General features: G+C 60.2%; 29 protein-coding genes. 19 read left to right on the forward strand and 10 right to left on the reverse strand.

Annotation, left to right across the window (positions count from 1 at the left end):
* Positions 1–2: 2 nt before the first annotated feature.
* The 10 genes from FBX99_RS20900 (at position 3) to FBX99_RS20955 (ending at position 6,576) form a co-directional block, all read left to right on the forward strand.
* Entirely contained in the window at positions 3–476 is a 474-nt protein-coding gene (locus FBX99_RS20900; protein WP_145132741.1) for a YmfL family putative regulatory protein, read from the forward strand.
* Complete coding sequence (locus tag FBX99_RS20905; protein WP_003183346.1) at positions 473–763, forward strand: ogr/Delta-like zinc finger family protein; 291 nt, start codon at positions 473–475, stop codon at positions 761–763. Before FBX99_RS20900 ends, FBX99_RS20905 begins: the two co-directional genes overlap by 4 nt.
* Complete coding sequence (locus tag FBX99_RS20910; protein ID WP_145132743.1) at positions 760–1,131, forward strand: hypothetical protein; 372 nt, start codon at positions 760–762, stop codon at positions 1,129–1,131. The genes FBX99_RS20905 and FBX99_RS20910 overlap by 4 nt, the downstream gene beginning before the upstream one ends.
* 74 nt (positions 1,132–1,205) lie before the next feature.
* A complete protein-coding gene (locus tag FBX99_RS20915; protein WP_145132745.1) occupies positions 1,206–1,439 on the forward strand; it encodes a hypothetical protein in 234 nt (77 codons plus the stop codon).
* A gap of 6 nt (positions 1,440–1,445) precedes the next feature.
* Positions 1,446–4,298 carry a toprim domain-containing protein gene (locus FBX99_RS20920; protein ID WP_145132746.1) on the forward strand — a complete coding sequence of 951 codons (2,853 nt, stop codon included), beginning with the start codon at positions 1,446–1,448 and terminating at the stop codon, positions 4,296–4,298.
* Positions 4,299–4,356: 58 nt separating this feature from the next.
* Positions 4,357–4,695 (forward strand): hypothetical protein, encoded by a 339-nt coding sequence (locus tag FBX99_RS20925; protein WP_144924069.1) that lies wholly within the window; start codon positions 4,357–4,359, stop codon positions 4,693–4,695.
* A gap of 8 nt (positions 4,696–4,703) precedes the next feature.
* Entirely contained in the window at positions 4,704–4,898 is a 195-nt protein-coding gene (locus tag FBX99_RS20930; RefSeq protein ID WP_256574011.1) for a hypothetical protein, read from the forward strand.
* A 57-nt stretch (positions 4,899–4,955) separates the two neighbouring features.
* On the forward strand, positions 4,956–5,219 hold the full coding sequence (locus tag FBX99_RS20935) for a hypothetical protein (protein ID WP_145132748.1): 264 nt from the start codon (positions 4,956–4,958) through the stop codon (positions 5,217–5,219).
* Positions 5,220–5,498: 279 nt separating this feature from the next.
* Entirely contained in the window at positions 5,499–6,044 is a 546-nt protein-coding gene (locus FBX99_RS20945; RefSeq protein WP_145132750.1) for a DUF2786 domain-containing protein, read from the forward strand.
* 256 nt (positions 6,045–6,300) lie between these two features.
* Entirely contained in the window at positions 6,301–6,576 is a 276-nt protein-coding gene (locus FBX99_RS20955) for a pyocin activator PrtN family protein (protein ID WP_145132754.1), read from the forward strand.
* On the opposite strand, the gene FBX99_RS20960 is transcribed toward FBX99_RS20955, so the two are convergent.
* The gene (locus FBX99_RS20960; protein WP_145132756.1) at positions 6,551–7,702 is read right to left on the reverse strand and encodes a site-specific integrase; all 1,152 of its coding nucleotides are present in this window, start codon (positions 7,700–7,702) and stop codon (positions 6,551–6,553) included. The genes FBX99_RS20955 and FBX99_RS20960 overlap by 26 nt on opposite strands.
* Before the next feature lie 92 nt (positions 7,703–7,794).
* Between FBX99_RS20960 and dusA the strand changes: the two genes are divergently transcribed.
* Both dusA and tal read left to right on the forward strand, forming a co-directional pair.
* Positions 7,795–8,814 carry a tRNA dihydrouridine(20/20a) synthase DusA gene (gene dusA, locus FBX99_RS20965; protein WP_145132758.1) on the forward strand — a complete coding sequence of 340 codons (1,020 nt, stop codon included), beginning with the start codon at positions 7,795–7,797 and terminating at the stop codon, positions 8,812–8,814.
* Positions 8,815–8,992: 178 nt separating this feature from the next.
* Positions 8,993–9,919, forward strand: a complete 927-nt coding sequence (tal, locus tag FBX99_RS20970) for a transaldolase (RefSeq protein WP_144924092.1) — start codon at positions 8,993–8,995, stop codon at positions 9,917–9,919.
* Between the two features lie 78 nt (positions 9,920–9,997).
* Here tal and rssC read toward each other — a convergent pair whose 3' ends face one another.
* The 3 genes from rssC to FBX99_RS20990 all read right to left on the reverse strand — a co-directional run bounded on the left by rssC (position 9,998) and on the right by FBX99_RS20990 (position 12,700).
* Positions 9,998–10,486 (reverse strand): anti-sigma factor antagonist RssC, encoded by a 489-nt coding sequence (rssC, locus tag FBX99_RS20975; RefSeq protein ID WP_144924095.1) that lies wholly within the window; start codon positions 10,484–10,486, stop codon positions 9,998–10,000.
* Positions 10,486–11,667, reverse strand: coding sequence for a two-component system response regulator RssB (rssB, locus tag FBX99_RS20980; protein ID WP_144924098.1), 1,182 nt, complete (start codon positions 11,665–11,667; stop codon positions 10,486–10,488). Before rssB ends, rssC begins: the two co-directional genes overlap by 1 nt.
* Before the next feature lie 343 nt (positions 11,668–12,010).
* Complete coding sequence (locus FBX99_RS20990) at positions 12,011–12,700, reverse strand: VacJ family lipoprotein (RefSeq protein WP_144924101.1); 690 nt, start codon at positions 12,698–12,700, stop codon at positions 12,011–12,013.
* Between the two features lie 202 nt (positions 12,701–12,902).
* On the opposite strand from FBX99_RS20990, the gene FBX99_RS20995 reads away from it, so the two are divergent.
* Entirely contained in the window at positions 12,903–13,523 is a 621-nt protein-coding gene (locus FBX99_RS20995) for an HAD family phosphatase (protein ID WP_144924105.1), read from the forward strand.
* Positions 13,524–13,634: 111 nt separating this feature from the next.
* Positions 13,635–13,898 carry a DUF4404 family protein gene (locus tag FBX99_RS21000; protein WP_144924108.1) on the forward strand — a complete coding sequence of 88 codons (264 nt, stop codon included), beginning with the start codon at positions 13,635–13,637 and terminating at the stop codon, positions 13,896–13,898.
* Positions 13,899–14,072: 174 nt separating this feature from the next.
* On the opposite strand, the gene queF is transcribed toward FBX99_RS21000, so the two are convergent.
* Positions 14,073–14,903, reverse strand: coding sequence for an NADPH-dependent 7-cyano-7-deazaguanine reductase QueF (gene queF / locus FBX99_RS21005; protein WP_144924111.1), 831 nt, complete (start codon positions 14,901–14,903; stop codon positions 14,073–14,075).
* Positions 14,904–15,132: 229 nt separating this feature from the next.
* Here queF and FBX99_RS21010 point away from each other — a divergent pair, with 229 nt between their 5' ends.
* Positions 15,133–15,813, forward strand: a complete 681-nt coding sequence (locus tag FBX99_RS21010; protein WP_144924114.1) for a heavy metal response regulator transcription factor — start codon at positions 15,133–15,135, stop codon at positions 15,811–15,813.
* On the forward strand, positions 15,810–17,168 hold the full coding sequence (locus FBX99_RS21015; protein WP_145132759.1) for a heavy metal sensor histidine kinase: 1,359 nt from the start codon (positions 15,810–15,812) through the stop codon (positions 17,166–17,168). Before FBX99_RS21010 ends, FBX99_RS21015 begins: the two co-directional genes overlap by 4 nt.
* Before the next feature lie 73 nt (positions 17,169–17,241).
* Here the strand turns inward: FBX99_RS21015 and FBX99_RS21020 are convergent, their stop codons facing one another.
* The 3 genes from FBX99_RS21020 to FBX99_RS21030 all read right to left on the reverse strand — a co-directional run bounded on the left by FBX99_RS21020 (position 17,242) and on the right by FBX99_RS21030 (position 20,491).
* Positions 17,242–18,486 carry a lipoprotein-releasing ABC transporter permease subunit gene (locus FBX99_RS21020; RefSeq protein ID WP_139648785.1) on the reverse strand — a complete coding sequence of 415 codons (1,245 nt, stop codon included), beginning with the start codon at positions 18,484–18,486 and terminating at the stop codon, positions 17,242–17,244.
* A gap of 63 nt (positions 18,487–18,549) precedes the next feature.
* Positions 18,550–19,233: a lipoprotein-releasing ABC transporter ATP-binding protein LolD gene (gene lolD, locus FBX99_RS21025; protein WP_162843613.1), complete on the reverse strand. Its 684-nt coding sequence runs from the start codon at positions 19,231–19,233 to the stop codon at positions 18,550–18,552.
* Positions 19,234–19,240: 7 nt separating this feature from the next.
* The gene (locus FBX99_RS21030; protein WP_144924121.1) at positions 19,241–20,491 is read right to left on the reverse strand and encodes a lipoprotein-releasing ABC transporter permease subunit; all 1,251 of its coding nucleotides are present in this window, start codon (positions 20,489–20,491) and stop codon (positions 19,241–19,243) included.
* 94 nt (positions 20,492–20,585) lie between these two features.
* Here FBX99_RS21030 and FBX99_RS21035 point away from each other — a divergent pair, with 94 nt between their 5' ends.
* Both FBX99_RS21035 and FBX99_RS21040 read left to right on the forward strand, forming a co-directional pair.
* Entirely contained in the window at positions 20,586–21,182 is a 597-nt protein-coding gene (locus tag FBX99_RS21035; protein ID WP_145132761.1) for a PilZ domain-containing protein, read from the forward strand.
* Positions 21,179–21,901, forward strand: coding sequence for a glycerophosphodiester phosphodiesterase family protein (locus tag FBX99_RS21040; protein ID WP_144924127.1), 723 nt, complete (start codon positions 21,179–21,181; stop codon positions 21,899–21,901). The genes FBX99_RS21035 and FBX99_RS21040 overlap by 4 nt, the downstream gene beginning before the upstream one ends.
* 42 nt (positions 21,902–21,943) lie before the next feature.
* On the opposite strand, the gene sthA is transcribed toward FBX99_RS21040, so the two are convergent.
* Positions 21,944–23,338: a Si-specific NAD(P)(+) transhydrogenase gene (gene sthA / locus FBX99_RS21045; protein WP_092197335.1), complete on the reverse strand. Its 1,395-nt coding sequence runs from the start codon at positions 23,336–23,338 to the stop codon at positions 21,944–21,946.
* Positions 23,339–23,547: 209 nt separating this feature from the next.
* Positions 23,548–24,537: an FAD:protein FMN transferase gene (locus FBX99_RS21050; protein ID WP_256664104.1), complete on the reverse strand. Its 990-nt coding sequence runs from the start codon at positions 24,535–24,537 to the stop codon at positions 23,548–23,550.
* Positions 24,538–24,770: 233 nt separating this feature from the next.
* Here FBX99_RS21050 and FBX99_RS21055 point away from each other — a divergent pair, with 233 nt between their 5' ends.
* A complete protein-coding gene (locus FBX99_RS21055) occupies positions 24,771–26,069 on the forward strand; it encodes an MFS transporter (protein ID WP_144924133.1) in 1,299 nt (432 codons plus the stop codon).
* Positions 26,070–26,169 lie beyond the last annotated feature (100 nt).

Genomic DNA, 26,169 nt, shown 5'->3' on the forward strand with positions numbered 1-26,169 from the left:
AGATGAAACGCCCAATACTAGCGACCAAGCGCCAAGTCATGAGCGCAGTCATTTGCGCTTACCCCGGCGGGCGCGAGTGCGCCGCAGCTCGGCTCGGTTATGAGCTGAAGAAGTTCGATAACCATGTTTACGAAAACGCCGGCAGCCGCCCCCTGAGCGATGAGCAGATTCACTTGCTTGAGCAGGATGCCGGCACAACTCACCTGCCTGAATACATCGCAGCCATGTATGGCGGCATGTTCGTGCCGCTCGCTAAACCCGAGACGCTGGACAACATCGACCTGTACAGCCGCTCGGTACATGCCGCAGCGAAACGTGGTTACGTCGATCAGATCATCGCGAAGGCACTGGAGGACGGGGTGGTTGAGCCAGGCGAGGCTGCGGCGATTCTCGGCGCTCACAATCGCTACATGGCTGCGCGCCACTCCGAAGTGCTTGCCACCATCCAGTTGCACAGCAAGGAGCGCAAGCATTGAGCACTTACAAGCTGGTCTGCCCTCACTGCCTCGGCCGCATGCGTATCCGCACCAGCGAAGGCACACACATTTTCCTGCGGGTGGCCTATCTGCAATGCACCAATGAGGCCTGCGGCTGGTCAGTGCGGGCTGAGTTCGAAATGACTCATGAAATGAGCCCCAGCGGCATGGCGAACCCCTCCGTCAAGTTGCCCATCGCCGACATTGCCCTGCGCCGTGCCGCGATGAAGTCCGCCAACGATCAACCCGACCTGCTCGACCAAATGGAAATGGAGTGTGCGCAATGAACCATGAACAGCTTGACCATGATTACCGCAGCAGCATGCAACGTGCCGCATTCGCCTACCTGGAACGGCACGAAGCGCAGCACCTGGTGGATTCAGACCTGCTGTACGAAAACTGCGTCCGGCATATGACCACCGCATTGGAAGTACCAGTTTTCATGGCACAGCAACTGGTGCACAACGCCTGGACTGAATTGCAGATCATCAACCAACGCAAGTGGATCGACGTGGACTGGGGCTCCAGCCCAGGCAGCACCGTCGTCCATTTGATCGACACCCGGGCGGACCTTCGCTACCCGGTCCCGGCAAGGCTGCTACCACAGACGATGCTGGCCCAGCGTGATGCCGCGCTGAAGCAACAACCTCAGTAACCCCTTTTAAACAACCCGCCCTGCCCCGCTTCCCGTGGGTTTGGGTGAGCTTTGCCCGAAATTCGAGGTGGACCATGGAAATCGACGTCGCCATCACCGCAAAACTGCCCCGCGAAGAGGCCGAAGCGCTGCTCCAAGCGCTACGGAACCAATACGCCCTGCAGTTTAACGAGCATTGGTACGACGACCGCTTTCGCATGATCCCCGAGGGTTTACGGCATGGCTCGTTGCTCGCGGCCTTCCCGGTAATGGCCGCGCAAAAACGCCTGATTGGCGCCCTTAAACACAGTCTCGGCGAAGTGAAGTAAGCCCCGATGAATAAGCGACTCGTCCCCACCCATGGCGCAAAAGCTTTTGTACGCGAGCCCATGGAGCACAAGCTGCGCGCCGACGTGCTTCAGCGCCTTGAGTCAGATTACGGCCTGCAACATATGGCCGGCACGCATTACATGCGCAAGGGTACTTGCCCACAGTGCAATCAGAAGCGCCTGTTTTCTCGTCACGATAAACCGTGGTTTATCCGCTGCGGCCGCGAGGAAAAGTGTCGGTACCAGGCCCCGGTAAAGGAGCTGTACCCCGACCTGTTTGACGATTGGAGCAAGCGTGCGCCAGCCACCAATGACCAGCCAACCGCCACCGCAAAGGCGTACCTGACCTTTGCTCGCGGCTTCCGCCTGGAACTGATTGAAGGTTGGTACACCCAGGAAAGTTATTTTGACCGCGACCTAAATATCGGCTCGGCCACGGTGCGGTTCCCTCTCGAACATGGCGGTTATTGGGAACGCCTGATTGACCAGCCCTCGCGCTTTGGTAAGAAGAAAGCCCGTTTCCAACCCAAGCAAAGCTACAAGGGCTACTGGTGGTGCCCACCTTGTGTTGATGTTCTTCAGGTTGATGAACTGTGGATTGTCGAAGGCATTTTCGACGCCATAGCGCTCATCCATAACGGCATTTCTGCGGTCGCCGCGCTGTCCTCGAATGCATTCCCTGAAGAATCGCTCAAGACATTGATCGCGGACTGTGAAGGAAAGCCGCCCAAGTTGGTTTGGGCATTGGACAACGAGCCTGGCGCGCAGAAATACACCCGCTCATGGGTCAAGCAAGCCCGGGAGTTGGGCTTTTTTTGCGAGGCTGCCCAGATCCTGCAGCCCGATAACCGCAAGGTCGATTGGAATGACCTGCATCAGCGCTGGGCTTTTTTGGACGATGACGAGGCACGAGCGCAGCGAATTGAAAAAGACCTCAAAGAAGCCAGGCACCAGGGCGCGCTGCTGATTGCCGAAAGCGCCAGCGACAAGGCCCTGCTCATGTACCAGTGGCGCGAGCGGGAGGAGTTCCACTTCTGCTTCGACTCGCGCTTGTACTGGTGGAAGCTGGACATTTCCAAATTCAACAGTGCCAAACAGGCGCTTGATGACAGCGACAAACAGGAAGACCAACTGCTCAACGAAAAGGCCATTCGCGAAAAGGCACTGCGCATGTCTGGCTGCGTTGTCGAGATCGCGAATTGCTACCCCAAGGCACTGTATTTCCAGCGCAACGAGATAACCGACGAGTCCTGGTATTTCTTCCGCGTCGATTTCCCACACGACGGCGGCTCAGTGAAAAACACCTTCACCGGCGGCCAGGTCGCTGCTGCCAGTGAGTTCAAGAAAAGGCTTCTTGGCATGGGCGCCGGGGCCGTGTTCACCGGCAGCGGACAGCAGCTGGACAAAATCATGAAAGACCAACTGTTCGGCATTAAAACCGTTCAGACCATCGACTACGTCGGCTACAGCCGGGAGTACGGCTGCTACGTGTTCAACGATGTAGCCGTTCGCGAAGGGCAACTGATCACCATCAACGAAGAAGAGTTTTTCGAAATGGGCAAGCTGAAACTCAAGAGCTTGCAGAAAGGGGTAAAAATCCAATTAACCAAGGATGCCAAAAACTACGACCCGCGCTGGCTGGATCTGCTGTGGCAATGCTTCGGTACGCAGGGAATCGTCGCCCTGACGTTTTGGTTCGGCTCGCTGTTTGCTGAGCAAATCCGTCATCGCTACCAGTCGTTCCCCTTTCTTGAGGCCACCGGTGAAGCCGGCGCCGGCAAGACGACCTTGCTGACGTTGTTATGGAAGCTACTCGGCCGTGATGGGTATGAGGGCTTTGACCCTTCCAAATCCACCAAGGCCGGCCGCAGCCGCTTGATGGGCCAGGTGTCTGGCATGCCTATCGTGTTGCTGGAATCCGACCGAAGCGGCGAAGACAAGGCGCACTCCAAAACTTTCGAATGGGATGAACTGAAGGACTATTACGGCGGCGGCACCCTGGCGACCAAAGGGGTTAAAACCGCCGGCAACGAGACGTACGAGCCGCCCTTTCGGGGAACGATCGCCATCAGTCAGAACGCGCCGGTAGTGGCCTCCGAAGCGATCATGACCCGGATCGTCAAACTGCACTTCGTGCGACCGAACGTGACCCCGGAGAGCCGCGCTGCTGCGGACTTACTCAACGCCTTGGAAGGCACCACGCTGAGCAACTTCGTATTGCAGGCCGTGCGCAAAGAAGCCGAAGTTATGGATCTGTTTGCACAGCGCCTGCCCGGCTACGAAGCGAAACTGCGCTGCCTGCACTCGCACTGCTTCGCTTGCGACACCCCTTTCAAAGACGAGCAAAGCGACTGCGTACATTGCGGCAACAAGCTGCGCGGCTACATCCGTGTCGAGCGGATCAACAAGAACCACGCCCAACTGCTCGCGTTGCTCGACTGCTTGCGGATGGTGGTTTCGCTCACCGACGCGCAGGTCAGCAACACCCGCACCCAGATCATTCGCATGGCGATAGAGCGCCAGGCCTCCATCAGTTCCGATCATCCGGTCGTGGCCGAATTTTGGGAGGTGTACGAATACCTGGAAGGCCTCGACGCCGATGGGCCTGTAGTCAACCACAGCAAGAAAGACAACATCATCGCCATCAACCTCAACGACTTCGTGAAGTGCGCCGCAGAGCATCGCCAGAAAATTGCCGATGTCAGCGAGCTGCGCGAGCGGCTGAAGGACTCCCGCTCTCGAAAGCTGATCGACATCAACAAGGCGACGGATAGCGCGGTGCGGGCTCACCAGGCCAAGCACAGCAACGCGGTCATCACCAAGCAACCCATCGTGAAGTGCTGGCACTTCCAGGCCTGACCAATCGACAGCAACACACACCAGGCGCGGCAACGCCTGCCACTCAAGGAGAAGCACCATGCACAACAAAACGCTCAAAGATGCCTTTGACGAGTTGTTCCAGTACCAGGCCGAGCGTCCGGCCATCCGCAAAGCCGGCGTCGAGGCGCTGGTTCGCTTGCTGCCGGTCGCGCAACGCGACACCGGGCAAAGCGGGGTAATCGGGCGTTTTCTGCTCGGGTTGTACAACGGCCCGGCACATCCGTTTGACCTGACCGAGCTGCGCCGTCTCGACGCTGGCCTGTTCGACGACTGCATTGCAGTCCTGCGGCTGGATAACAGCCCCGAGCAAGAGGTTCACACCTATTTCCCCGACGGCGATGAGATCTGGCAGGACCTGCGTAGGGTCTGGGCATGAAGTGGGCAGTGAAACGCAACAGAGACGGACAAGTGCAGCAGAACTGCTGGATCACTGACAGCGGCTACACGGTGGCCGAGTGCCGGTTGCCTGAAGCGCGGTATCCCATCACTCGCCCAGGCGCCGATCTGCCTTTCGCTTATGCGAAGGACCGGGACGAAGTCATAGCGATCATCAAGCAAGACCAGGCCAGAACGGCCTGAAAAGACGGTGTCGAGGAGCGGCAACTCCCCGACACCTACCACCAAAGGAGAAGCACCATGCAAGTGAATCAAACCCAAGGTAGCGCCGCAGAGGCTACCACAACCCCGCTGGGTATCGGCGACATGGTCAGCTACGTGGCAATCAGTGGCGGCGGTCGCAGCTATCGTTTCAGTGCCCGCAAAGCTGTGATTGAAGAGATCAACGGCGACGTGGCCACATTGCGTAGCGCCAATGGACGCACCACCACCCAGCCACTCAGGAAATTGACACCGGACGGCCAGCCCAACGCCCTGACACGCATGCTCATGGGAGGGCAGTAATTATGTCTGTCAGCCCAGCGAGGACACGGCCAGCCATGGCAAGTCAACGCCTCGACCTGCCCAGCCGCTGCGATATATGTGGTAAAGCGCGCTCCACCCGCACGCACCAGGCCTGTAGTCGGATTCGCCAGAAGCGAAAAACGCTGGAGTGGGCAGCTTTCATGGCAGAGCGGGAAGCAATAAGACAAAACCAAACGCGTCGCTACGCACGCTGACAATCAAAAAAAAGGCGGAACGCGGGGAGCGGCAACTCCCCCACCGCTTACCAGGAGAAGCACCATGCAAGCACAAATGCCCCGTGGAGGCGATGCGAAGGTCCAGGCCAAGCTACGCAAGCTGATGGCCCTCGCAGAGCGTGGCGAAGGCGGCGAGAAGGATAATGCGCAACGCATGCTGGATAACTTGTTAGCGCGTCACGGTTTAACCCTTGATGATTTAAACGAAGAGTGCCGAGAAATCCGTTGGTTTCCGATTGTGAATCGGTACGACCGAAAGCTTGCGGCGCAGATCATGTCCAAGGTCTGCGATACATGCACTCCCAGCCTGTATACCAGCAAGAGCCGACCAAAAAAGGTCGGTGTGGAAGTTACACCGGCTGAGGCAATTGAGTTCGAGCTTCACTTCGACACGTTGAGGAGTGCGCTGGCCGCGCACTTCGACGAGGCCTTCTCCGCATTTGTACAGGCCAATCGATTATTTCCCGCCACCCCATCAGGCAGTAGGGACATGGAGCTGAGCGAAAGCGATATGCGGGTCGTCGCCATGGCTTCAGCGATAAAACCAACATCCGTCCGCCCCCGTCTTGAACGAAAGGGGAACGTATGACAGCCCTACTGCTTTTGTACTTATGCAGCGACGCGACACGTACTGACTGCCAGGTTTTGCCTGCCCAAAGCTGGCACGGGCCGGATGCCTATGAGCAATGCATTGGCGCATTACCAAGGCTCACCCAGGCACTGAGCGCAACAAATCGGAATAGGCACAGGTTTATTTGCGAAATTCAGGCGGACGATGCGCAACCTGCAGGACGCACCGCCCGGCCGACGCTCATTAATCAACCGTTTCGGATGTGAGGGACATCATGAACACAGCCTTTATCCTGATGGCCCAGTACGACGGCCAGGCGATTATCTCGCTGGAACGGGTTTGCCGGGACTACTTCACGCACCTGACGCCTGACATGTTTCAACGCAAGGTGATGAACGGGCAGATCAAGATCCCCATCACCCGTCTGGAACGCAGCCAGAAGTCGGCCAAGGGGATCCATATCACCGACTTGGCTGCTTATCTCGATCTACAGCGGGCAGCCGCGGTTAAAGAGAACAGCCAGCTCAACGGGTTAAAACACGCCTTTTAAGCCACTTCATTGATGCGGCGCCCAGTTGGACGGGCGCCCTCAATATCTCTTCGTACCATTCCCACTTCACATATCGATCACCCTTGCCACGCAGATGGGTGTAGCGCCTCAGCGAATTCCAATCCCGATGTCCTGAAACGCTTGCCACCCGGGGGATATCCCAGTCCATTTCGAACAGACGGCTTACCCCTTCGTGCCGAAGGTCATGGAAGTGCAGATCCTTGATTTCCAGGAATTTGCAGGCCTTCGCCCAGGAGGTGGAGATTGATTCAGGGCTGTAGGGGAAGATATCTTCGCCGGCGCGGGGCATGGTCTGGAGGATCTTCCAGGCCTCGTCGGGCAGGTAGCACCACACGTCGTTTCCGATCTTCTGGCCTGGGTTCTTCATGTCGCGTACCAGCACCCGCTGGCCGCGCTCGTCGAGATCGTCCCAGCGAATCCGGGTGATTTCGTCGAGACGGCGTGTCGAGAACAGGGCGAAGCCCACCACTTTCATCATGTTGATGATGCTTCGACGCCGGGCCTGCATGTCCTGGTAATGCTTCATGAGCTTGTCCAGCTCGTCCAGCGTAGGGCGCCGGTCACGCTCGCGACTTTTCAGGTTGTAGCCGAGCTTGCGCAGTACGCGCCGTGCGCCACCCATCGCCATCGGGTCAAGCTGGTATCCCCATGCGTCCTTGCCGATGGAAAGCACAGCGCCGAGGTGCGCCAGGTCGTTGCCAGCGGTCTGCGCCTGGACGCCCCCACCTTCGGGGCTCATCCGCCATAGCGCGTAATCGACCAGGCATTGGGTATTGATCTGGGTATCGGCCAGCTTGCCCAGGTACGTTTCGCCGACGGCCGTAAGGGTTGCGCGTTTGGTTTTGCCCAGCGGCCGGGCTTTCTCAACCTCGATCAGGTACTGGTCAATCATTTCTTTGAGCGTGGCGCTTTTGCGGTTCGCCCGCTCAATCGCACCAGGTTCATCCAGTTCGGACTCACGTTTGCGCGCCCAAGCTTGCGCCGCCTGTTTCCGGGCGAAGGTCTGGCTCTCTTGGTAGACTGTCACCTTGTCGCGGTTGATGCGGATCTGAGCTGTGTAGCTGATGGTGCCGTCGGCCTTTTTGCGTGATCTGATCGTTGCCATGAGAATTGGTACACGTTCTGATTCGGTTGGTACATTGTACCAACCGATTGGTAAAAACGCCCCAAAACCCCCGAAAATCGGTACAGAACACGTTGAATAATTCCACTGTTAAAACAGGCTCAAAGCTAGAGAATACGCGGCCTGAGCCGTCTCGGCGCTTCAGTGTGGCCCCCATGATGGATTGGACGGATGCTCATTGCCGCTTTTTCCTGCGCATCCTCTCCAAAAACGCCCTCCTCTACACCGAAATGGTCACCACCGGCGCCCTGCTCAACGGCGACCATGAGCGCTTCCTGCGCCACCACGAAACCGAACATCCCCTGGCGCTCCAGTTGGGCGGCAGTGTCCCGGCGGATCTGGCCGCCTGCGCGAAGATGGCGCAGGAGCATGGCTACGATGAGGTCAATCTCAATGTCGGCTGCCCAAGCGATCGGGTGCAGAACAACATGATCGGCGCATGCCTGATGGGGCATCCGGGGTTGGTGGCCGATTGTGTGAAGGCGATGCGTGATGCGGTGTCGATCCCGGTGACGGTCAAGCATCGGATCGGGATCAACGGGCGGGACAGCTATGAGCAGCTGTGTGAGTTCGTTGGCACGGTGCGCGAGGCCGGTTGCACGAGTTTTACCGTGCATGCGCGGATCGCGATCCTGGAGGGGCTGTCGCCGAAGGAGAACCGCGACATCCCACCCTTGCGGTATGACGTGGTGGCGCGGTTGAAGGCAGATTTCCCGGAGCTGGAAATCGTGCTCAACGGCGGGATCAAGACGCTCGAGGCGTGCCATGAGCATCTGCGGACCTTCGACGGTGTAATGCTGGGGCGCGAGGCGTACCATAACCCCTATCTGCTGGCCGAGGTGGATCAGCAGCTGTTCGGCAGCACCGCGCCGGTCATCAGCCGGGCCGAGGCGCTGGCGCAGTTGCGGCCCTATATCGCCAATCACCTGGCCGCTGGCGGGGCGATGCATCATATTACCCGTCATGTGTTGGGCCTGGGCACTGGTTTTCCAGGGGCGCGACGGTTTCGGCAACTGTTGTCGGTGGATATCCACAAGAGCAAGGATCCGTTGGCACTGCTGGATCAGGCGGCGGGGTTGCTGGAAGGGCGCTGACGGTCATTTGGGTTGAACCTGCGCGAGGTTTTGGCATCGTATCTACCGGTACCTGCCCCGCCCTTTCAAACAGCCGTTTTCAGGTTGTTGCCACCGGGGCCATTGATCCCCGCAGACGCCCTTGAGTGGCCGCCGGCCCTCGGGTAATGTCAACAGACCCATAGGACAGAGCACGCTCATGACTTCCAAGCTGGAACAACTCAAGCAATTCACCACCGTCGTAGCCGACACCGGCGACTTCGAAGCCATTGCCCGCATCAAGCCGGTCGATGCCACCACCAACCCTTCCCTGCTGCTGAAGGCCTCGGCGATGCACGGCTATGCCGAGCTGTTGAACGCCTGCGTGGCGGACTGCAAGGGTGATGTGGGCCTGGCCAGCGACCGTTTCGGCGTGGCAGTCGGGCAAGAGATCCTGAAGGTGATTCCAGGGCGCATCTCCACCGAAGTGGATGCGCGCCTGTCGTTCGACACCGACGCCATGTTGAAGCGTGCCCATCGTCTGGTCGAACTATACGACAAGGCCGGCATCGGCCGTGATCGTGTGCTGATCAAGATCGCTTCGACCTGGGAAGGCATTCGCGCCGCAGAGCAGCTGGAGCGTGAGGGCATCCAATGCAACCTGACCCTGCTGTTCTCCTTCGCCCAGGCCGCGGCCTGTGCCGACGCCGGGGTGTTCCTGATTTCGCCGTTCGTGGGACGTATCTACGACTGGTACAAGAAGGTCAACGGCAACGACTACACCGGTGCCGATGATCCAGGCGTCCAGTCGGTGACACGCATCTACAACTATTACAAGGCCAATGACTACAAGACCGTGGTCATGGGCGCCAGCTTCCGTAACCTCAATCAGATCGAGCAACTGGCCGGTTGCGACCGCTTGACAGTCAGCCCGGAACTGCTGGAAAAACTCGCCGCCGACGAAGGCAAGCTGGAACGCAAGCTGGCACCGGGGCAAACCGGTGAAGCGCGCTTGAGCCTCAATGAAGCGCAGTTCCGCTGGTTGTCCAACGAGGACGCCATGGCAACCGAGAAGCTGGCGGAAGGTATTCGTCAGTTCGCCCGGGACCAGGAGAAGCTCGAGGCGTTGCTGCAAGCCAAGCTGTGAGATGAAACACCAGCAAACAAAAAGGGGCGAACCTGATGGGTTCGCCCCTTTTTGTTTTTGTGGGAACGAGGGACTGAGTCAGCCTCCGGGCCGCTCCAGCGCGTTCACCAGGTCGTGGAACGCTTCACGATTGGATTCGTTCAGCCCCATGAGGATCTTGTGGGCTTCGAGCACCTTGATCCGCACTTCTTCCTCGGACTGATCCTGGTCAGGCAGGTCGTCCAGGCACTCAGGGCACGGCACCGGGTCGCCCACGATGTTGAACACCTGGTCGAACCCCATCGATTGCAGCAGACGGGTAATGTCGTTATGGGTGGTGACGACGGTGGGCAGCAGGCCGACCTTCTGTCGCGACAGGATCGACAGCTTGGCCAGCAGGCCAAGGGTGGTGCTGTCGATGCTGCGGGTTTCGGTCAGGTCGATCACGATGGCGCTGAAATTCAGCGCGGTGAAGATCCGCTCAATAGTCGCATCCAGCGCCGAACACAGCGTCAGGCGCACTTCACCGACAAACTTCAGGACAAATGTGCCGTCCTGCTCGGCGAACTGGATTCTACCAGTACTCATCAAAGGTTCCTGCTCAACACTAACAGGGCGATATCATCCGGCATCTCCCCTAGCGTGGCTAATCCAAACACTTGGCGCAAGCCTTCCAGGCTGCCGCCCGCTGCACTCACCCGCTCAGGCAAGGCCGCTTCTTTCTCTTTGAGTGTAGGCTCTGGCAAAAGATCCAGAATGCCATCAGACATCAGCGTCAAACTGAATACCGGCGGCAATTCCAGCACGTGGTCTTCGTAGGTCGCCTCGTTGAACAGGCCCACCGGCAAACCACGCCCTTCCAGATACCGAACACTGTCTGGCGTATACAACACAGGCAACGGCAGATGACCGCCGATGCTATAGGTCAACAAGCCCGTCTCTTCGTCGATGACTCCACCGACCATGGTGACGTGTTTACCCAGCTTACAACTGATCAGGCCGCGGTTGATATGCCCCAGAACCTCGGAAGGCTTGAACTCCGGCAGCGTGCCGTTGCGCTTGGACTCGAACAGCAGCCGCGTGGTCATGAACTTCAGCAGCACCGTGACGAAAGCCGACGAGGCACCATGGCCGGAGACATCCGCCAGGTAGAACGCCACGCGTCGCTCGTCGACCCGGAAATAGTCGACGAAATCCCCCGACAGATACAACGAAGGGATGATCTGGTGGGCAAAACGGAAATCGTCGACGGCCCAGGGGCTGACCGGCAGCATGTTCATCTGCACCTGGCGCCCGGCGTTCTGATCTTCCTGCAACAGGTTGAGGCTGGCTTCCAGCTCGCGGTTGGCGGTTTCCAGTTTTTCCCGATAGCGCTGGTTCTCCACCAACAGCCGTGAACGGTCCAGGGCCCGGCGCACCGAGTGCTCGAGCACCGCCAGGTCTTCGAGGGGTTTGATCAGGTAATCCGCCGCGCCCAGGCGCAACGCCTCGACCGCGTCATTCATCACGCCGGCACCCGACACCACGATGACCGGAGTCTGCGAGGAAATCTCGGTAACCTGGCGAATGAGCTCCAGTCCGCCCATCTGCGGCATGCGCAGGTCGCAGATGACCAGGTCGGGCTTGTCTTGCTCGAATACCTGAAGACCCTGTTGGCCGTTGCTGGCCTGCAGGACGCTGAAACCACTGTCTTCCAAGTAGGCTGCGAGACTGGCTCGCACCACTTCGTCATCATCGATTATCAGCAGCGTGGCACTGGTTTTTGGCATGTGGGCAAACGGCGCCAGAATTAGGTTGGCGTAGCCGGCTTGGCCATCCGGCCTCGCACGCACTACTGGATTCGCTTTCTAGCCTCTCTGTCGTACCGGCTTCAGGCCTTTGCCCTACACACGATTACATCAGAGGTGCCCTTCTAAGGCGCAGACGGTACTCCCATCCGCGGGGCGTTTCAAGCTCATGCGGATAGCCGCTTGCCGTCTTTATTTGTCAAAGTACAGAGAGTTATAAGAACCGAGCGGAGCGTAACTCAATGGAAGGTCAAATGTGCCTGACACGGCGCAAAAACACAGAAGGCGGCCATGAGGACCGCCTTCCGATGAGTTTTGGATCGAATCAGAAATCGTCTTCGACCTGGCCGTCCTTGACCTTGAACTCGCGGTTCTGCAGGTAGGCATTGCGGATGAACACGTACTTGTCGCCGCTCACCAATTTTTCGGCCGATAAGAGGCTGGCGCGGGTATCGACGACGTTCAGGCCGAAGATCGAGTTACGTACCGATACGTCGTCGATATAGGGATAAGGCGTGGTGTAGTTGTCGACCAACTTGGCCGGCGCATCCCGCAGCGTGCTTGGCCCCAGCAACGGCAGCATCACGTAAGGGCCGCTGCCCACGCCCCAGTAGCCAAGGGTCTGGCCGAAATCTTCATCGCTACGCTGCAGGCCCATCTTGGTGCCGACATCGAAGAAGCCCAGCAAGCCGAACGTGGTGTTGAAAATCAAGCGGGCCGTGTCGACCCCGGCAGCGGCCGGCTTGGCCTGCAACAGGTCGTTGGCCAGGTTACCCACGTCGCCGATATTACGGAACATGTTGTGGATGCCGTCTTCAAGGAACTGCGGCGTCACGTATTGATAACCCTGGGCCAGCGGCTTGAGCGCGTAGGTGTCAACGGTATCGTTGAAGGTGAAGATCGGACGGTTGATGCTTTCCCATGGATCTTCTTCCGTCGCGGCCTGAGTGGCGAACGGCACCAGCAGCACACTGGCGGAAAGAAACAGCTGAGCTAGGCGATGGCTCCAGCGCATAAGGGAAAACTCCTTGGTTTATTCGGGCAAGGGCGCCGAGCCCAGGCGGTAGATGGCGGGTAGTATAAGGTGGAAAGCGCCGAGAGGCAGCATGGAAAAGAAGCTGCCCGTAGGACATTTCCACAACCCACCCCTTTCATTTCTCTGTCACCAGCCTGTCATTGAAACACGTTAGGCTCGGCTTATTTCAAGGATGATTCCAATGCCCCGCGCCGAAGCCCTGCCCCTCCCCGCTTCCAGCCTCACCGCCGTACTGTTTGGCCTCAGCGGATGCCTGGTGGATTTCGGGGCGCGGGTTCGCCACCCGGGAACAACACCCGCCGATCACGCACAACCGACACCCGGCGCCCTCGAAAGCCTGCGGCATCTGCAACTTCAGGAAATCCCCTGCGCCTGGCTCGATGAACTGCCACCCGCCATCAGTCATGGCCTGGCCGCGTCGTTGCCGGCATGGATCAAATCTCCGCAACTTCCTGCAACAAATAATCCATGGCCAGCCCCTCATGCCTGTTGGCAGGCACTGATGGCGCTGAACGTCCAGCAACTGGACGGGTGCGTCTTGGTCAGTGGCGAACCCCGTCTGCTGCAGTCAGGGCTCAACGCCGGCCTGTGGACCATCGGGCTGGCCTCCTGCGGCTCGCTGTGTGGCCTGACACCCAGCGAATGGCAAGCCCTGAGCCAACAGCAGCGGGAAATGAGTCGCGCCAAGGCCACGGTGCAGCTGTTCGGCCTGGGGGTGCATTCGGTCATCGATCATCTGGGCGAACTGGATACCTGCCTGGCGGATATCAGCCTGCGTCGGCTCAAGGGCGAGAAGCCCTGACCGGGATCATGCAGGGAACGTGAGGGTGGATTACTCTTAGGGCAAGCCATGGACTTTTGACGCACTGCCGCGGTCCATGGCTGTGCTTATCAAATATGGGAGTCAATGCCAATGACGCGCCTCGAACTGCAAGAACGCCTCGTTGCCCTGCGCGAGCAATTGGACCAGAAGCCGCCCTTGTCCGGGCCGGAGCGCGAAAACCTGCAACAACTGATGGTTCGGATCGAAGCCGAAATCCAGCTGGAAAACGCCCTCCAGGACACCAACCTGGTGGATGGAGTTAAGCTGGCCGTGGAACGCTTCGAAGTCAGCCACCCGGCCGTTGCAGGGACGTTGCGCAACATCATGCTGACGCTGGGCAACATGGGGATCTGATTGACAGATGCGATTTCCTGTGGGAGCGGGCTTGCTCGCGAAAGCGCTGGATCAGCAACCTTAGCGTTGCCTGACACACTGCATTCGCGAGCAAGCCCGCTCCCACAATAGTTCCGGGAAGGCCATGAAAATCATGTGCAGCCCAGATCCCACAGGACTGCCCAAACTGGGTATTTACTGACGAACCAGGCGCTGGTTCGGCAGTTGCACGCTTTCAGTGCTGCGATAGGGGTTGATGTCCAGCCCGCCACGCCGGACATACCGCGCATACACCGTCAACTTCTGCGGCTTGAGCAAGCGCTGCAGGTCGAGAAAGATCCGCTCCACGCATTGCTCATGAAAATCCGAATGCTGGCGGAAGCTGACGATGTAGGCCAGCAGGCTGGCCGGGTCCAGCGCAGCGCCGCGGTACTCCACGACAACGCTGCCCCAATCCGGCTGGCTGGTCACCGGGCAGTTCGATTTGAGCAAGTGGCTGTGCAGGCTTTCTTCGACGATGCGCGACTCATCGCATCGCAGCAGTTCCGGACGGGGGTGCGCATAGGAGTCGACGCTGATATCCAGATCGTCGATGCAGACGCCGGGCAGCGCCACGACGCCTTCACGTTCCACGTCCTTGAGGGTGCGAACCCTAACCTGCACCGGTTTCCCCGCCGCCGCCGAGAGGTCCTGGCGCAGGGTCGCTTCCAGACTCGCGGTATCGGCGAACGGAGTCTGGTTCAGGGAGTTGAGGTACAGCTTGAACGATTTGGATTCAATGATGTTCGGGGAATCCGCCGGGATCGCGAACTCACCGATCGCCACCACGGGCTTGCCGGACGGCAACAGCCACGACAGCTCGAAACAGTTCCAGAAATCCACGCCCTTGTACGGCAGTGTGTCGGCCGTCAGGCCCAGCTCCGCCCATTTTGCAGTGCGTGGGATCGGAAACAGCAGTGACGGCGTGTACGTGGCGATGTATTCGCTGGATTTGCCCAGCGGCGAATGTTCGGCTGCGGGATGCATGACGGAAACCTGACTGAAGAATCAGCGGATTCTACCAGCCTTTGCCCAGCCTTTGAGTGCTTACTGTCGACGGCCAGTTCACCTTCCGTCCCGGCATAAGATTCAGCTTGCGTAGAACCTTCGCCCTGTGTGGCTGCTGGCTGACGGCTCGATTACAACTTTGTCAGCTTGCACCGCAACCGTGCCGGCCGCGGTATAACCTCACGTTGGAACATACCCCGAGTTGCCCATGAAACTGCTGATCGTCGAAGACCAAACCAAAACCGGCCAATACCTGCGCCAGGGCCTGGGCGAAGCCGGGTTCAACGCCGACCTGGTGACGGACGGCGTCAGCGGCCAGCAACTGGCCCTGAGCGGTGATTACGCCTTGCTGATCCTCGATGTGATGCTGCCCGGCCGCGACGGCTGGCAGATTCTGCAAGCGGTTCGCGCAGCCGGCCTGGATACCCCGGTGCTGTTCCTGACAGCGCGGGACGCGGTGCAAGATCGGGTACACGGTCTGGAACTGGGTGCCGACGATTATCTGGTCAAGCCCTTCGCTTTTTCCGAGTTGCTGGCACGGGTCCGCAGCCTGTTGCGCCGGGGCGGGTCGACACCCCAGGAAACCTGCCTGCAACTGGCGGACCTGCGTCTGGATCTGATCCGCCGTCGCGTCGAACGCAGCGGCCGACGCATCGACCTCACTGCCAAGGAGTTCGCCTTGCTGGAAATGCTCCTGCGCCGCCAGGGCGAGGTACTGCCCAAATCCTTGATCGCCTCCCAGGTCTGGGACATGAATTTCGACAGTGATACCAACGTCATCGAAGTCGCGATCCGGCGGCTGCGGCTCAAGATCGACGATGAATTCCCCAGCAAGCTCATTCACACCGTGCGGGGCATGGGATACGTGCTTGAAGAGCGCAGCCTGTGAGGGGGCGGTGGTCGTTGAGCAGCCGGCTGGCACTGCTGTTCGCCGCCTGCACCGCCGTGGTGTCCTTGTTTGCCGGGATATTGTTCAGCCGCGCCAGCGAGGCGCACTTCATCGAGTTGGACCAGCAGCTGCTGGAGGACAAGCTGATCGGCCTGCGCCGCGCCCTTCAGGATCTCGATGCCGAGCAGACCCAGCAGCGCCTGGAAGATGAACTGAGCCGACAGGCCGACCTGGCCCTGCGCATCAAAGACAGCGACGGCGTGCGCTGGTACGGCAGCTCGATCCAGATTCCGGCCCAACTGCCCGCCCCCCCAGGCCTATTCACCCTCAGCGATGCCGATACCGATTACCGCGTCCTGAACGCAGCGCTGTACCCCGACCGCCCGGACTCACCGCAACTGACGTTGCTGCTGGACATCACCCACCATCAGCACTTCCTGCAGCGTATGCAGCGCCTGATCTGGCTGACCGTCGGCCTGTCGGCCCTGGCAACCGCCCTTCTCGGCGCCTGGGTCGCCCAACGCGGTTTGCAGCCGCTTCGTCGCATGGGAGCCATCGCTGGCGGGGTTTCGGCACGCTCACTCAACGCCCGACTGCCCGAAGATCGCATGCCGGCCGAACTGGCGGAACTGGCCCACAGCATCAACGCCATGCTCGGACGTCTCGATGACGCTTTTCAACGGCTTTCGGCGTTCTCCGCCGACATCGCCCATGAACTGCGTACACCGTTGTCGAACTTGCTGACCCACACCCAGGTCACCCTCACCCGCGAACGCACACTGGAGGAATATCGAGAAACGTTGCACAGCAATCTCGAAGAGCTGCAATGGATGGCTCAACTGGTCAACGACATGCTCTACCTGGCCAAGGCCGACCATGGCCTGCTGGCGCCCCACCGCGAACCGCTGGAGCTGGCACAGGAAGTGGATGTACTGCTGGAGTTTTTCGCGCCACTGGCCGAAGACGCCCAGGTTCGCTTGAGCCGCGAGGGCAACGGTCGCCTCGAGGGGGACCGCGGCATGTTGCGCCGGGCCCTGTCCAATCTGCTGGACAATGCCCTGCGTTTTACCCCCATGGGCGGTGAAATGCGTGTGCGAATTGTCGAGACTGCCCAGGCGTTGAGCGTGAGCGTGGAGAACAGCGGCGAAGGCATCCCGACGGACTTGTTGCCGCGCCTGTTCGACCGCTTCTACCGCGCCGACCCGGCTCGCCAGGAAGGCAGCAGCGAGCATGCGGGGCTTGGGCTGGCGATCACCCGCTCGATCATCCGCGCCCATGGCGGAGAGATTCGATGTGAATCAGCCGATGGCTGGACGCGGTTTTTGATTGAACTGCCGAAGGCAGGCCAGCCCTGACACAAAACCTTGTGGCGAGGGGATAAATCCCCTCGCCACAAGGAATGCAAGAACACAGAGGGCTTATGCAGCCTCAGGAATACCGCAACGCCTGCGCCGGCTCGATCTTCGCCGCGCGCCACGCCGGGTAGACGGTGGCCAGGAAGCTCAGGATGAAGCCAGCGGCGCAGATCAGCACCACATCGCCGCGCTGAAGCTCCGACGGCAGGTTGCTGACGAAGTACACGTCGGAACTGAAGATGTGCTGGCCGGTGACCCGCTCCAGCCATCCCACCAGTTCACTGACGTTCAGCGCCGCAATCACTCCCAGCACACCGCCAATCACCGTGCCGACGATACCGATCACCGTGCCCTGGACCATGAAGATCGCCATGATCTGCCGCGGCGTGGCGCCGATGGTGCGGAGGATCGCGATGTCCGCGCCCTTGTCGTTCACCACCATGATCAGCGTGGCGATGATGTTGAACGCCGCCACCGCGACGATCATCAGCAACAGCAGGCCGATCATGGTCTTTTCCATTTTCATGGCACTGAACAGACTGCCCTGGGTGTGAGTCCAGTCGTCGGCCTTGTAGTCACTGCCCAGGCCGGTGGCGATATCACCGGACACCTTCGGCGCCGCGTACAGATCCTTCACCGCCAGGCGCACGCTCTGCACCTGGTTCGGCTGCCAGTGCTGCATCTGTGCAGCATCGGCCAGATGGATCAAGGCCATGGAGCCATCCAGCTCGGCGCCGACCTTGAACACACCGACCACATTCAGACGCTGCATCCGCGGCGTGATACCGCCAGGCGCGGTGCTGACTTCCGGCACGATCAGGGTCAGTTTGTCACCGACGTTCAGGCGGAAGCGCCGGGCGGTGATTTCACCGATCACCACGCCGAACTCACCCGGTTTCAAGGCATCGAGACGGCCCTGGACGATATGCTGGGCGACGATGGACACCTTGCCTTCCTGGGCCGGGTCTACACCGCTGATCTGGATCGGCTGCATCGAGCCCTTATAGCTCAGCATGCCTTCCATCTCGGTGAACGGCACCGCGGCAGTCACCTCGGGGTTTTTCAGCGCGGCGGCGGCCACCGGCTGCCAGTCATCGATCGGATTGACCCCGACGATGGTGGCATGGGGCACCATGCCGAGGATGCGCGAGCTCATTTCGCGCTGGAAGCCGTTCATCACCGACAGCACCACGATCATCGCCAGCACACCCAGGGCGAGGCCGATCATCGAGGTCATGGAGATGAACGAAACAAAGCGATTGCGGCGCTTTGCGCGGGTATAGCGCGTGCCGATGAAGATCGATAACGGTCTGAACATTCGCGGAGCACCGTAGAAAAATTGAAGACCCGGCGCGTATCAGCAGCGCCGGGTTGCGGGCGGTCAGATGGGCGTCAGGCAACCTTCCTGCAAATGCAGGACGCGGTCCATCTGCCGGGCCAGGTTCATGTCGTGGGTCACCACCAGGAACGCTGTGCGCATCGAGGTGCTGAGCTCCAACATCAGGTCCTGGATGCCCTGGGCGGTATGGGAGTCGAGGTTGCCGGTCGGCTCGTCGAGCATCACCAGGCCAGGCTTGTTGACCAAGGCGCGGGCAATTGCCACGCGCTGGCGCTCGCCTCCAGACAGTTCCGCCGGCTTGTGCTCCAGGCGGTGGCCCAGCCCTACCCGCTCCAGCAGCGCGGTAGCACGTTGGCGGGCCTCTGGAATCGCGGTGCGGCCGATCAACAGTGGCATGCAGACGTTTTCCAGGGCGGTGAACTCGGGCAGCAAATGGTGAAACTGGTAGACGAAGCCCAGGGAGCGGTTGCGCAACAGGCCACGGCCCTTCTCGTTCAGCGCCGAGAGTTCCTCCCCCGCCAGCCAGACACTGCCGGCGGTCGGCGTATCGAGGCCGCCCAGCAGGTTGAGCAAGGTACTTTTGCCAGAACCGGAGGTACCGACAATCGCCACCCGCTCGCCGGGATGCAGCTCCAGTTGCAGGCCCGACAACACCACCACCGACTCCGGGCCTTCCTCGTAGGATTTACCCAGGTTGCGGCAGCTCAAGATCGCTTTTTCACTCATGCCCGACTCACTCATAACGTAACGCCTCCGCAGGCTGGGTGCGCGCGGCACGCCAGGCTGGATACAGGGTGGCGAGGAAACTCAGGATCAACGCGGCGCCGCAGACCATCAACACATCGTCGGCCTGCAATTGCGATGGCAGGTAGTCGATGAAATACACATCCGCGTTGAGAAACTTGTGCCCGATCAGGCTTTCCAGGGCGGCAATCGCGGCGCTGACATTCAGTGCGGCGAACATCCCGACCAGAGCTCCTACAAACGTACCGATCACGCCGATGACAGTGCCCTGGACCATGAAGATGCGCATGATCTGTCCCGGCGTGGCGCCAAGAGTCCGCAGGATGGCGATATCACCCTTCTTGTCGTTCACCACCATCACCAGCGTGGAAATGATGTTGAACGCAGCGACGGCGACGATCAGCAGCAACAGCAGGCCGATCATGGCTTTTTCCATGCGGATCGCCTGGTACAGGTTGCCGTGGGTGCGGGTCCAGTCCCGGGCGTAGTAACGGTCTTCGCCAAGCTGCTGGGCGATGGTCCACGCGGCGCGCGGCGCCTGGAACAGATCGTCGAACTTCAGCCGCAGCCCCTGGACCTGGTCCGGCTTCCAGCGATGCAGGCGTGCCAGGTCCTGGAGGTTGGTGACGCCCAGGTAACCGTCCAGCTCCCCGGCGCCGACATGGAAAATGCCGACCACGGTAAAACGTTTCATGCGCGGGAACACGCCGCCCGGGGTCACGGTGACTTCCGGCGCGACGAAGGTCAGCTTGTCGCCAATGGCCACACCCAGCTTGGTCGCGGCCTTGTCGCCGATCACAATGCCGAAACTGCCCGGCGCCAGATCGTCGAGCCGACCCTGCTGCATGAAGTTGTCGATGATCGACACCTGCCGCTCAAGCCCGGGGTCGATGCCATTGAGCAGAACCTTGGACACCTTGCCGTCGTTGGTCAGCAATCCCTGCATCTGGGTGAACGGCGCGACGGCCAGCACCTGCGGGTTCTGCTTGACCTTGGCGGCCAGGCTCGGCCAGTCGCTGATGGCTTCGCCGGATTCGACAGTGGCGTGGGGCACCATGCCCAGCACACGGGTGCGCATTTCATGGTCGAAGCCATTCATCACCGACAACACGACGATCATCACGACCACGCCAAGGGCCAGCCCGATGATGGATGTCAGGGAAATGAACGATACGAAATGATTGCGACGTTTTGCACGGGTATAACGCGTGCCGATGAATACGAAGAGAGGTCTGAACATGTCGGGGCTTGTTCGGAGGGAAAAGGAACGTCCTTGTGGCGGGGGTCTCAAACCAGCTTTACACTCAGACCACCGCCGCTACCATGGGTTCGCCATGTCGACATTAGATGAAGAAGATCGCCGCGAATACTACCGTATCGAGGACACGATCGCACTGGAAATTCGGCCCCTCTCCATTCCTGACGCTGCTGGCCAGGAAGTGTTGCAGGATCCCTCTCCATTGTTCAATCTGCTCAGCGAACTGCACCTGAGCGAGTTCGAGTCACAGCACCTGCTGCGCCAGATCAGCGAGCGCGAACGCAGCATCGCAGCCTACCTCAAAGTGATGAACAAACGTATCGATCTGCTCAGCCAGGTCATTGCCCTGACCGTGCTCGGTGAGATCGGCGAGCCGCAACCGGTGATCATTTCCGAAGGCGGCATCGACTTTCAGTACCCCACCGCCATTGCCATCGGTGCGCACCTGTCGATCAAACTGGTGCTCATGCCCCAGGCCCTGGGGCTGTTGCTGCGGGCACGGGTCACTCATTGCGACCGCAAGGGCGACGGCTACGACGTAGGCACCGAGTTCGAACGCCCGACCGACGCCCAGCGCCAGCTGCTGGCCCGCTACATCCTGCAGAAACAGGCGCAAGAGCGTCGCCTGGCGCGGAAACAGAACGAATCAGGTATCGATAAGGAAGAACCGTGACCCTCATTTATGGCCACCGCGGCGCCAAGGGCGAAGCACCGGAAAATACCCTGACCGGTTTTCAGGAATGTCTCAAGCACGGTGTGCGCCGTTGCGAACTGGACCTGCATCTGTCCATGGACGGCGAGTTGATGGTGATCCACGACCCGACCCTCAAGCGCACGACCGATCGCCGGGGCAAGGTGGTGGAGCACTCCGCCGCCGAACTGGTGACCTACGATGCGCGCAAGGGTGGCCCGGGCTGGATCACGCCATGCCCGATCCCACGCCTGGAGGAACTGTTCGAGCAGTGTGATTTCGAGCATTGGCAACTGGAGGTCAAGAGCGCCTCACGCACCCGCGCGGCGGCCACGGTGCTGGGGATCCGCGAGATGGCCCAGCGCTTCGGCCTGCTGGACAAAGTCACCATCACCTCCAGTTCCCGGGAAGTGCTCAAGGCAGCACTGGAGCTGACCCCGGACATCTCCCGCGGGTTGGTAGCCGAGTACGCCTGGCTCGACCCGCTGAAGGTCGCCCAGAGTTACGGTTGTGAGATTCTGGCGTTGAACTGGACCTTGTGCACGCCCGAGCGCCTGATCAAGGCGCAGCGCCAGGGGCTGCATGTGTCGGTGTGGACCGTCAACGAGCCCGCGCTGATGCGCAGGCTCGCCGACTTTGGCGCTGACAGCCTGATTACAGACTTTCCCGGTTTGGCCACCGCCACCCTCGAGAGTTGCTGAAATCGGTCTCCCCGGCCGGCTCAGGCCACCGGCCGGAGCCGCTCAAAAAAGCCGGTTGAGCCCGTCGTAGGCCGCTACCCGATAGGCTTCGGCCATGGTCGGGTAGTTGAACGTGGTGTTGACGAAGTACTTCAGCGTGTTCAGCTCGCCCGGCTGGTTCATGATCGCCTGTCCGATGTGGACGATCTCCGAAGCCTGGTAACCGAAGCAGTGCACGCCGAGCACTTCCAGCGTCTCGCGGTGGAACAGGATCTTCAACATGCCTTGCGGCTCACCGGCGATCTGCGCCCGCGCCATGCTCTTGAAGAAGGCCTTGCCCACTTCATAAGGCACCTTGGCCTGGGTCAGTTCCTGCTCGTTCTTGCCGATCGAGCTGATTTCCGGAATGGTGTAGATACCGGTCGGCACGTCGTTGACGAAGCGCCAGCTACCGTTGTCGACGATGCTGCCGGCGGCCGAACGACCCTGGTCGTGGGCGGCACTGGCCAGGCTCGGCCAGCCGATCACGTCACCGGCGCCGTAGATGTTCGGCACGCAGGTGCGATAGTTCTCGTCGACTTCGATCTGGCCACGGCTGTTGACCTTCACGCCGATGTTCTCCAGGCCCAGGGTGTCGGTGTTGCCGGTACGGCCGTTGCACCAGAGCAAGGCATCGGCCTTGATCTTCTTGCCGGACTTGAGATGCAGGATCACGCCGTTGTCGACGCCTTCGACACGCTCGTATTCTTCGTTGTGGCGCACCGTGATGTTGTTGTTGCTGAAGTGATAGCTCAAGGCCTGGGAAATTTCCGAGTCCAGGAAGCTCAGCAACTGGCCACGGTTATCCACCAGTTCCACCAGCACACCCAGGCCGCTGAAGATCGATGCGTATTCGCAACCGATCACCCCGGCGCCATAGACAATGAGCTTGCGCGGGGTGTGTCCCAGGCTGAGGATGGTGTCGCTATCGTAGATACGCGCGTGGTTGAAATCGATGTCGGCCGGACGATAAGGGCGCGAGCCGGTGGCGATAATGATGTGCTTGGCCACCAGTTTTTCTACCACGCCATTGCCGCACACCACTTCTACGGTTTGTTCGTCGGCAAAGCTGCCGGTGCCGAAGAATACGTCGACACGGTTGCGGGCGTAGTAGCCAGTACGCGAGGCCACCTGCTTGGAGATTACCTTCTCGGCGCTCTTGAGCACGTCGGGGAAGGAGAACCAGCGCGGCTCGCCGATGGCCCGGAACATCGGGTTGGTGTTGAACTGCATGATCTGCCGGACCGAGTGACGCAAGGCCTTGGACGGGATGGTACCCAAGTGGGTGCAGTTGCCGCCGACCTGGCGACGGCTGTCGACCATTGCCACCTTGCGTCCTGCCTTGGCGGCGTTCATTGCCGCGCCTTCTCCCGCCGGGCCGGAACCCAATACCACCACGTCGTAGTTGTAGACAGCCATGCGTACTCCTCAGAACAGGCCGCGGTACCCGATATGGCACCGACGGCTAAATCACGCCGGGTTGCGGCATGAAGGGACAATTTTGGGCCGGTTCAGGCACCCGACCGTCGTCTATAGATACGTCAAGCCGCGCACATTACCCCTTGGTCGCGCCAGAGGCTAGTTTTGCTGCGTTATTTCGCCACACCCAGGCTTTCAGCAGCCTGTCATCATTGGTTTTTTCCGCTGCTGATCCGTTCAAACGCATCGTTGGTACGGGTGACAAAGCCATTGCCGTCCCTGAGCACGAAAAATACCCCAATGTTATGTTTCTCGGCATAGTCCCACCCCCGTTCAGGCCCGAGAATCAGCAACAGCGTCGACAGTCCATCGGCCATCAACGCTGAAGGATGAATTACCGTGACGGACGCCAGGTTGTGCAGGACCGGTGCACCGGTGCGCGCATCGAAGGTGTGGGAATAGCGCATGCCGTCCCGCTCGAAGTATCGGCGGTAGTCGCCGGAAGTTGAAACGCCGTAGCCATTGACCTCGATGACCCGCTCGGCCACTTGCCGGTCATCCCGAGGCGCCTCCAGGGCGACACGCCAGGCCGAACCATCAGGTTTGCGCCCGGCTGCCTTGAGTTCACCGGTGGCTTCGGCCAGGTAACTGTCGACACCCAGGGCCTGGAGCCTCGCGGCGATCCGGTCGACGGCATAGCCTGCGGCAATGCTGTTGAAGTCGACTTCCACCGGGGCATCCTTGCACAGCCGGTCGCCCTCGATACGCAAGTGACCATGGCCGACGCGTTGGCGCACCTGGGCCAGGGCCTCGGCGCCTGGCACTTTCTCTTCCCGGGACTGGGGACCGAAGCCCCACAGGTTCAGCAGCGGTTCCACCGTCAGGTCAAAAGCACCGCCACTTTGCGAGGACAACTGCTCCCCCACGCCAATCAACTCCAGCACCGGAGCGGGCATGACCTGGCAGCTGTTGGCCGGCAGCGCATTGAAACGCTCGATGTCAGAGTCGCTGCGGTAGGTGGAAAACTGCCGATCCACATTGGCAAGGATCTGCTCCACCTCGGCCTGCACCGCTTTCGGGCCAGGCGTAGCGGAATGCCTGACGTACTGGATGGAATAGTGACTGCCCATGGTCGGGCCATCGAAACGCTCCAGGGTGTCGCCATTGCCACAGCTGGCCAGAATGCTCGCAAGGACCACAAGGGGCCCCCACCGTCCAGTTAACAAATCTTCATCTCCCCGCAAAACCACGACGGCCATTATGGCCTTCAGCGCCAGTCAGTCCAGACGCAAAACCTGTGGGAGCGGGCTGGCTCGCGAAGAGGCCGGCACATCCAGCAGAGATGTTGCCTGTGAAATCGCTTTCGCGAGCAAGCCCGCTCCCACAGGGTGCAGCGCTTTCATACAAGATTTACCAGAGTGAGTACCTACACATGTCTTCCAACACGAGCAACGGCAAGGCTATTTTTCGCGTTGTCAGCGGCAACTTCCTGGAGATGTTCGACTTCATGGTCTATGGCTTCTACGCCACGGCCATCGCCAAGACGTTCTTCCCCACCGACAGTGCTTTCGCCTCGCTGATGCTGTCCCTGGCCACCTTCGGCGCCGGGTTCCTGATGCGCCCGCTGGGGGCGATCTTTCTCGGTGCCTACATCGACCGCCATGGTCGCCGCAAAGGCCTGATCATCACCCTGGCGATGATGGCCGCCGGCACGCTGCTGATCGCCTGCGTACCGGGCTACGCCACCCTGGGCGTGGTGGCGCCATTGCTGGTGCTGCTGGGCCGGTTGCTGCAAGGTTTCTCCGCAGGGGTCGAGCTCGGTGGGGTGTCGGTGTATCTGGCGGAAATCTCCACACCCGGGCGCAAGGGTTTCTTTGTCAGTTGGCAATCCGCCAGCCAACAGGCTGCCGTGGTGTTCGCAGGGCTCCTGGGGGTTGGCCTCAATCATTGGCTGAGCCCGCAGGAAATGGGTGAATGGGGCTGGCGCGTGCCATTCCTGGTGGGTTGCATGATCGTCCCGGCGATCTTCGTGATTCGCCGCTCCTTGGAGGAAACGCCTGAATTCCAAGCGAGAAAGCACCGTCCCACCCTGTCGGAAATCATCCGTTCCATCGGTCAGAACTTTGGCATCGTCTTGGCCGGCATGGCGCTGGTGGTAATGACCACGGTGTCGTTCTACCTGATCACCGCCTATACACCGACTTTCGGTAAATCCGAATTGAACCTGTCGGACCTGGATGCGTTGCTGGTCACCGTGTGCATCGGCCTGTCGAATTTTTTCTGGTTGCCGGTCATGGGGGCGTTTTCCGACAAGATCGGACGCAAACCCCTGCTGCTCGCCGCAACTATCCTGGCAATCCTGACGGCCTACCCGGCGCTGTCCTGGCTGGTGGCGAACCCCAGTTTCAGCCATCTGCTGATCGTCGAGCTGTGGTTGTCGTTCCTGTATGGATCCTACAACGGCGCCATGGTGGTGGCCTTGACGGAAATCATGCCGGTGGAAGTGCGCACCACCGGGTTCTCCCTGGCCTACAGCCTGGCGACCGCAACCTTCGGCGGGTTCACACCAGCGGCCTGTACCTATCTGATCCATGTACTGAATAACAAGGCGGCGCCGGGGATATGGCTCAGTGGGGCGGCGGTGCTGGGGCTGATTGCGACTCTGGTGCTGTTCAAGGGCAATCGACATGCGTTGCGCACTGCGCAGGCTTCAGTAGTGGGCAGCGCCTGATAGATCGCCTTCGCGAGCAAGCCCGCTTGTGTCTTGCTCTGCGATTAAACTGATGGTGAGAGCGGTGAGTGGCAAGCTGAATGCCTGGAGTGCTTAAAGC

It is taken from the genome of Pseudomonas sp. SJZ074, from assembly GCF_007828215.1.
In the GTDB taxonomy this organism is placed as follows: domain Bacteria; phylum Pseudomonadota; class Gammaproteobacteria; order Pseudomonadales; family Pseudomonadaceae; genus Aquipseudomonas.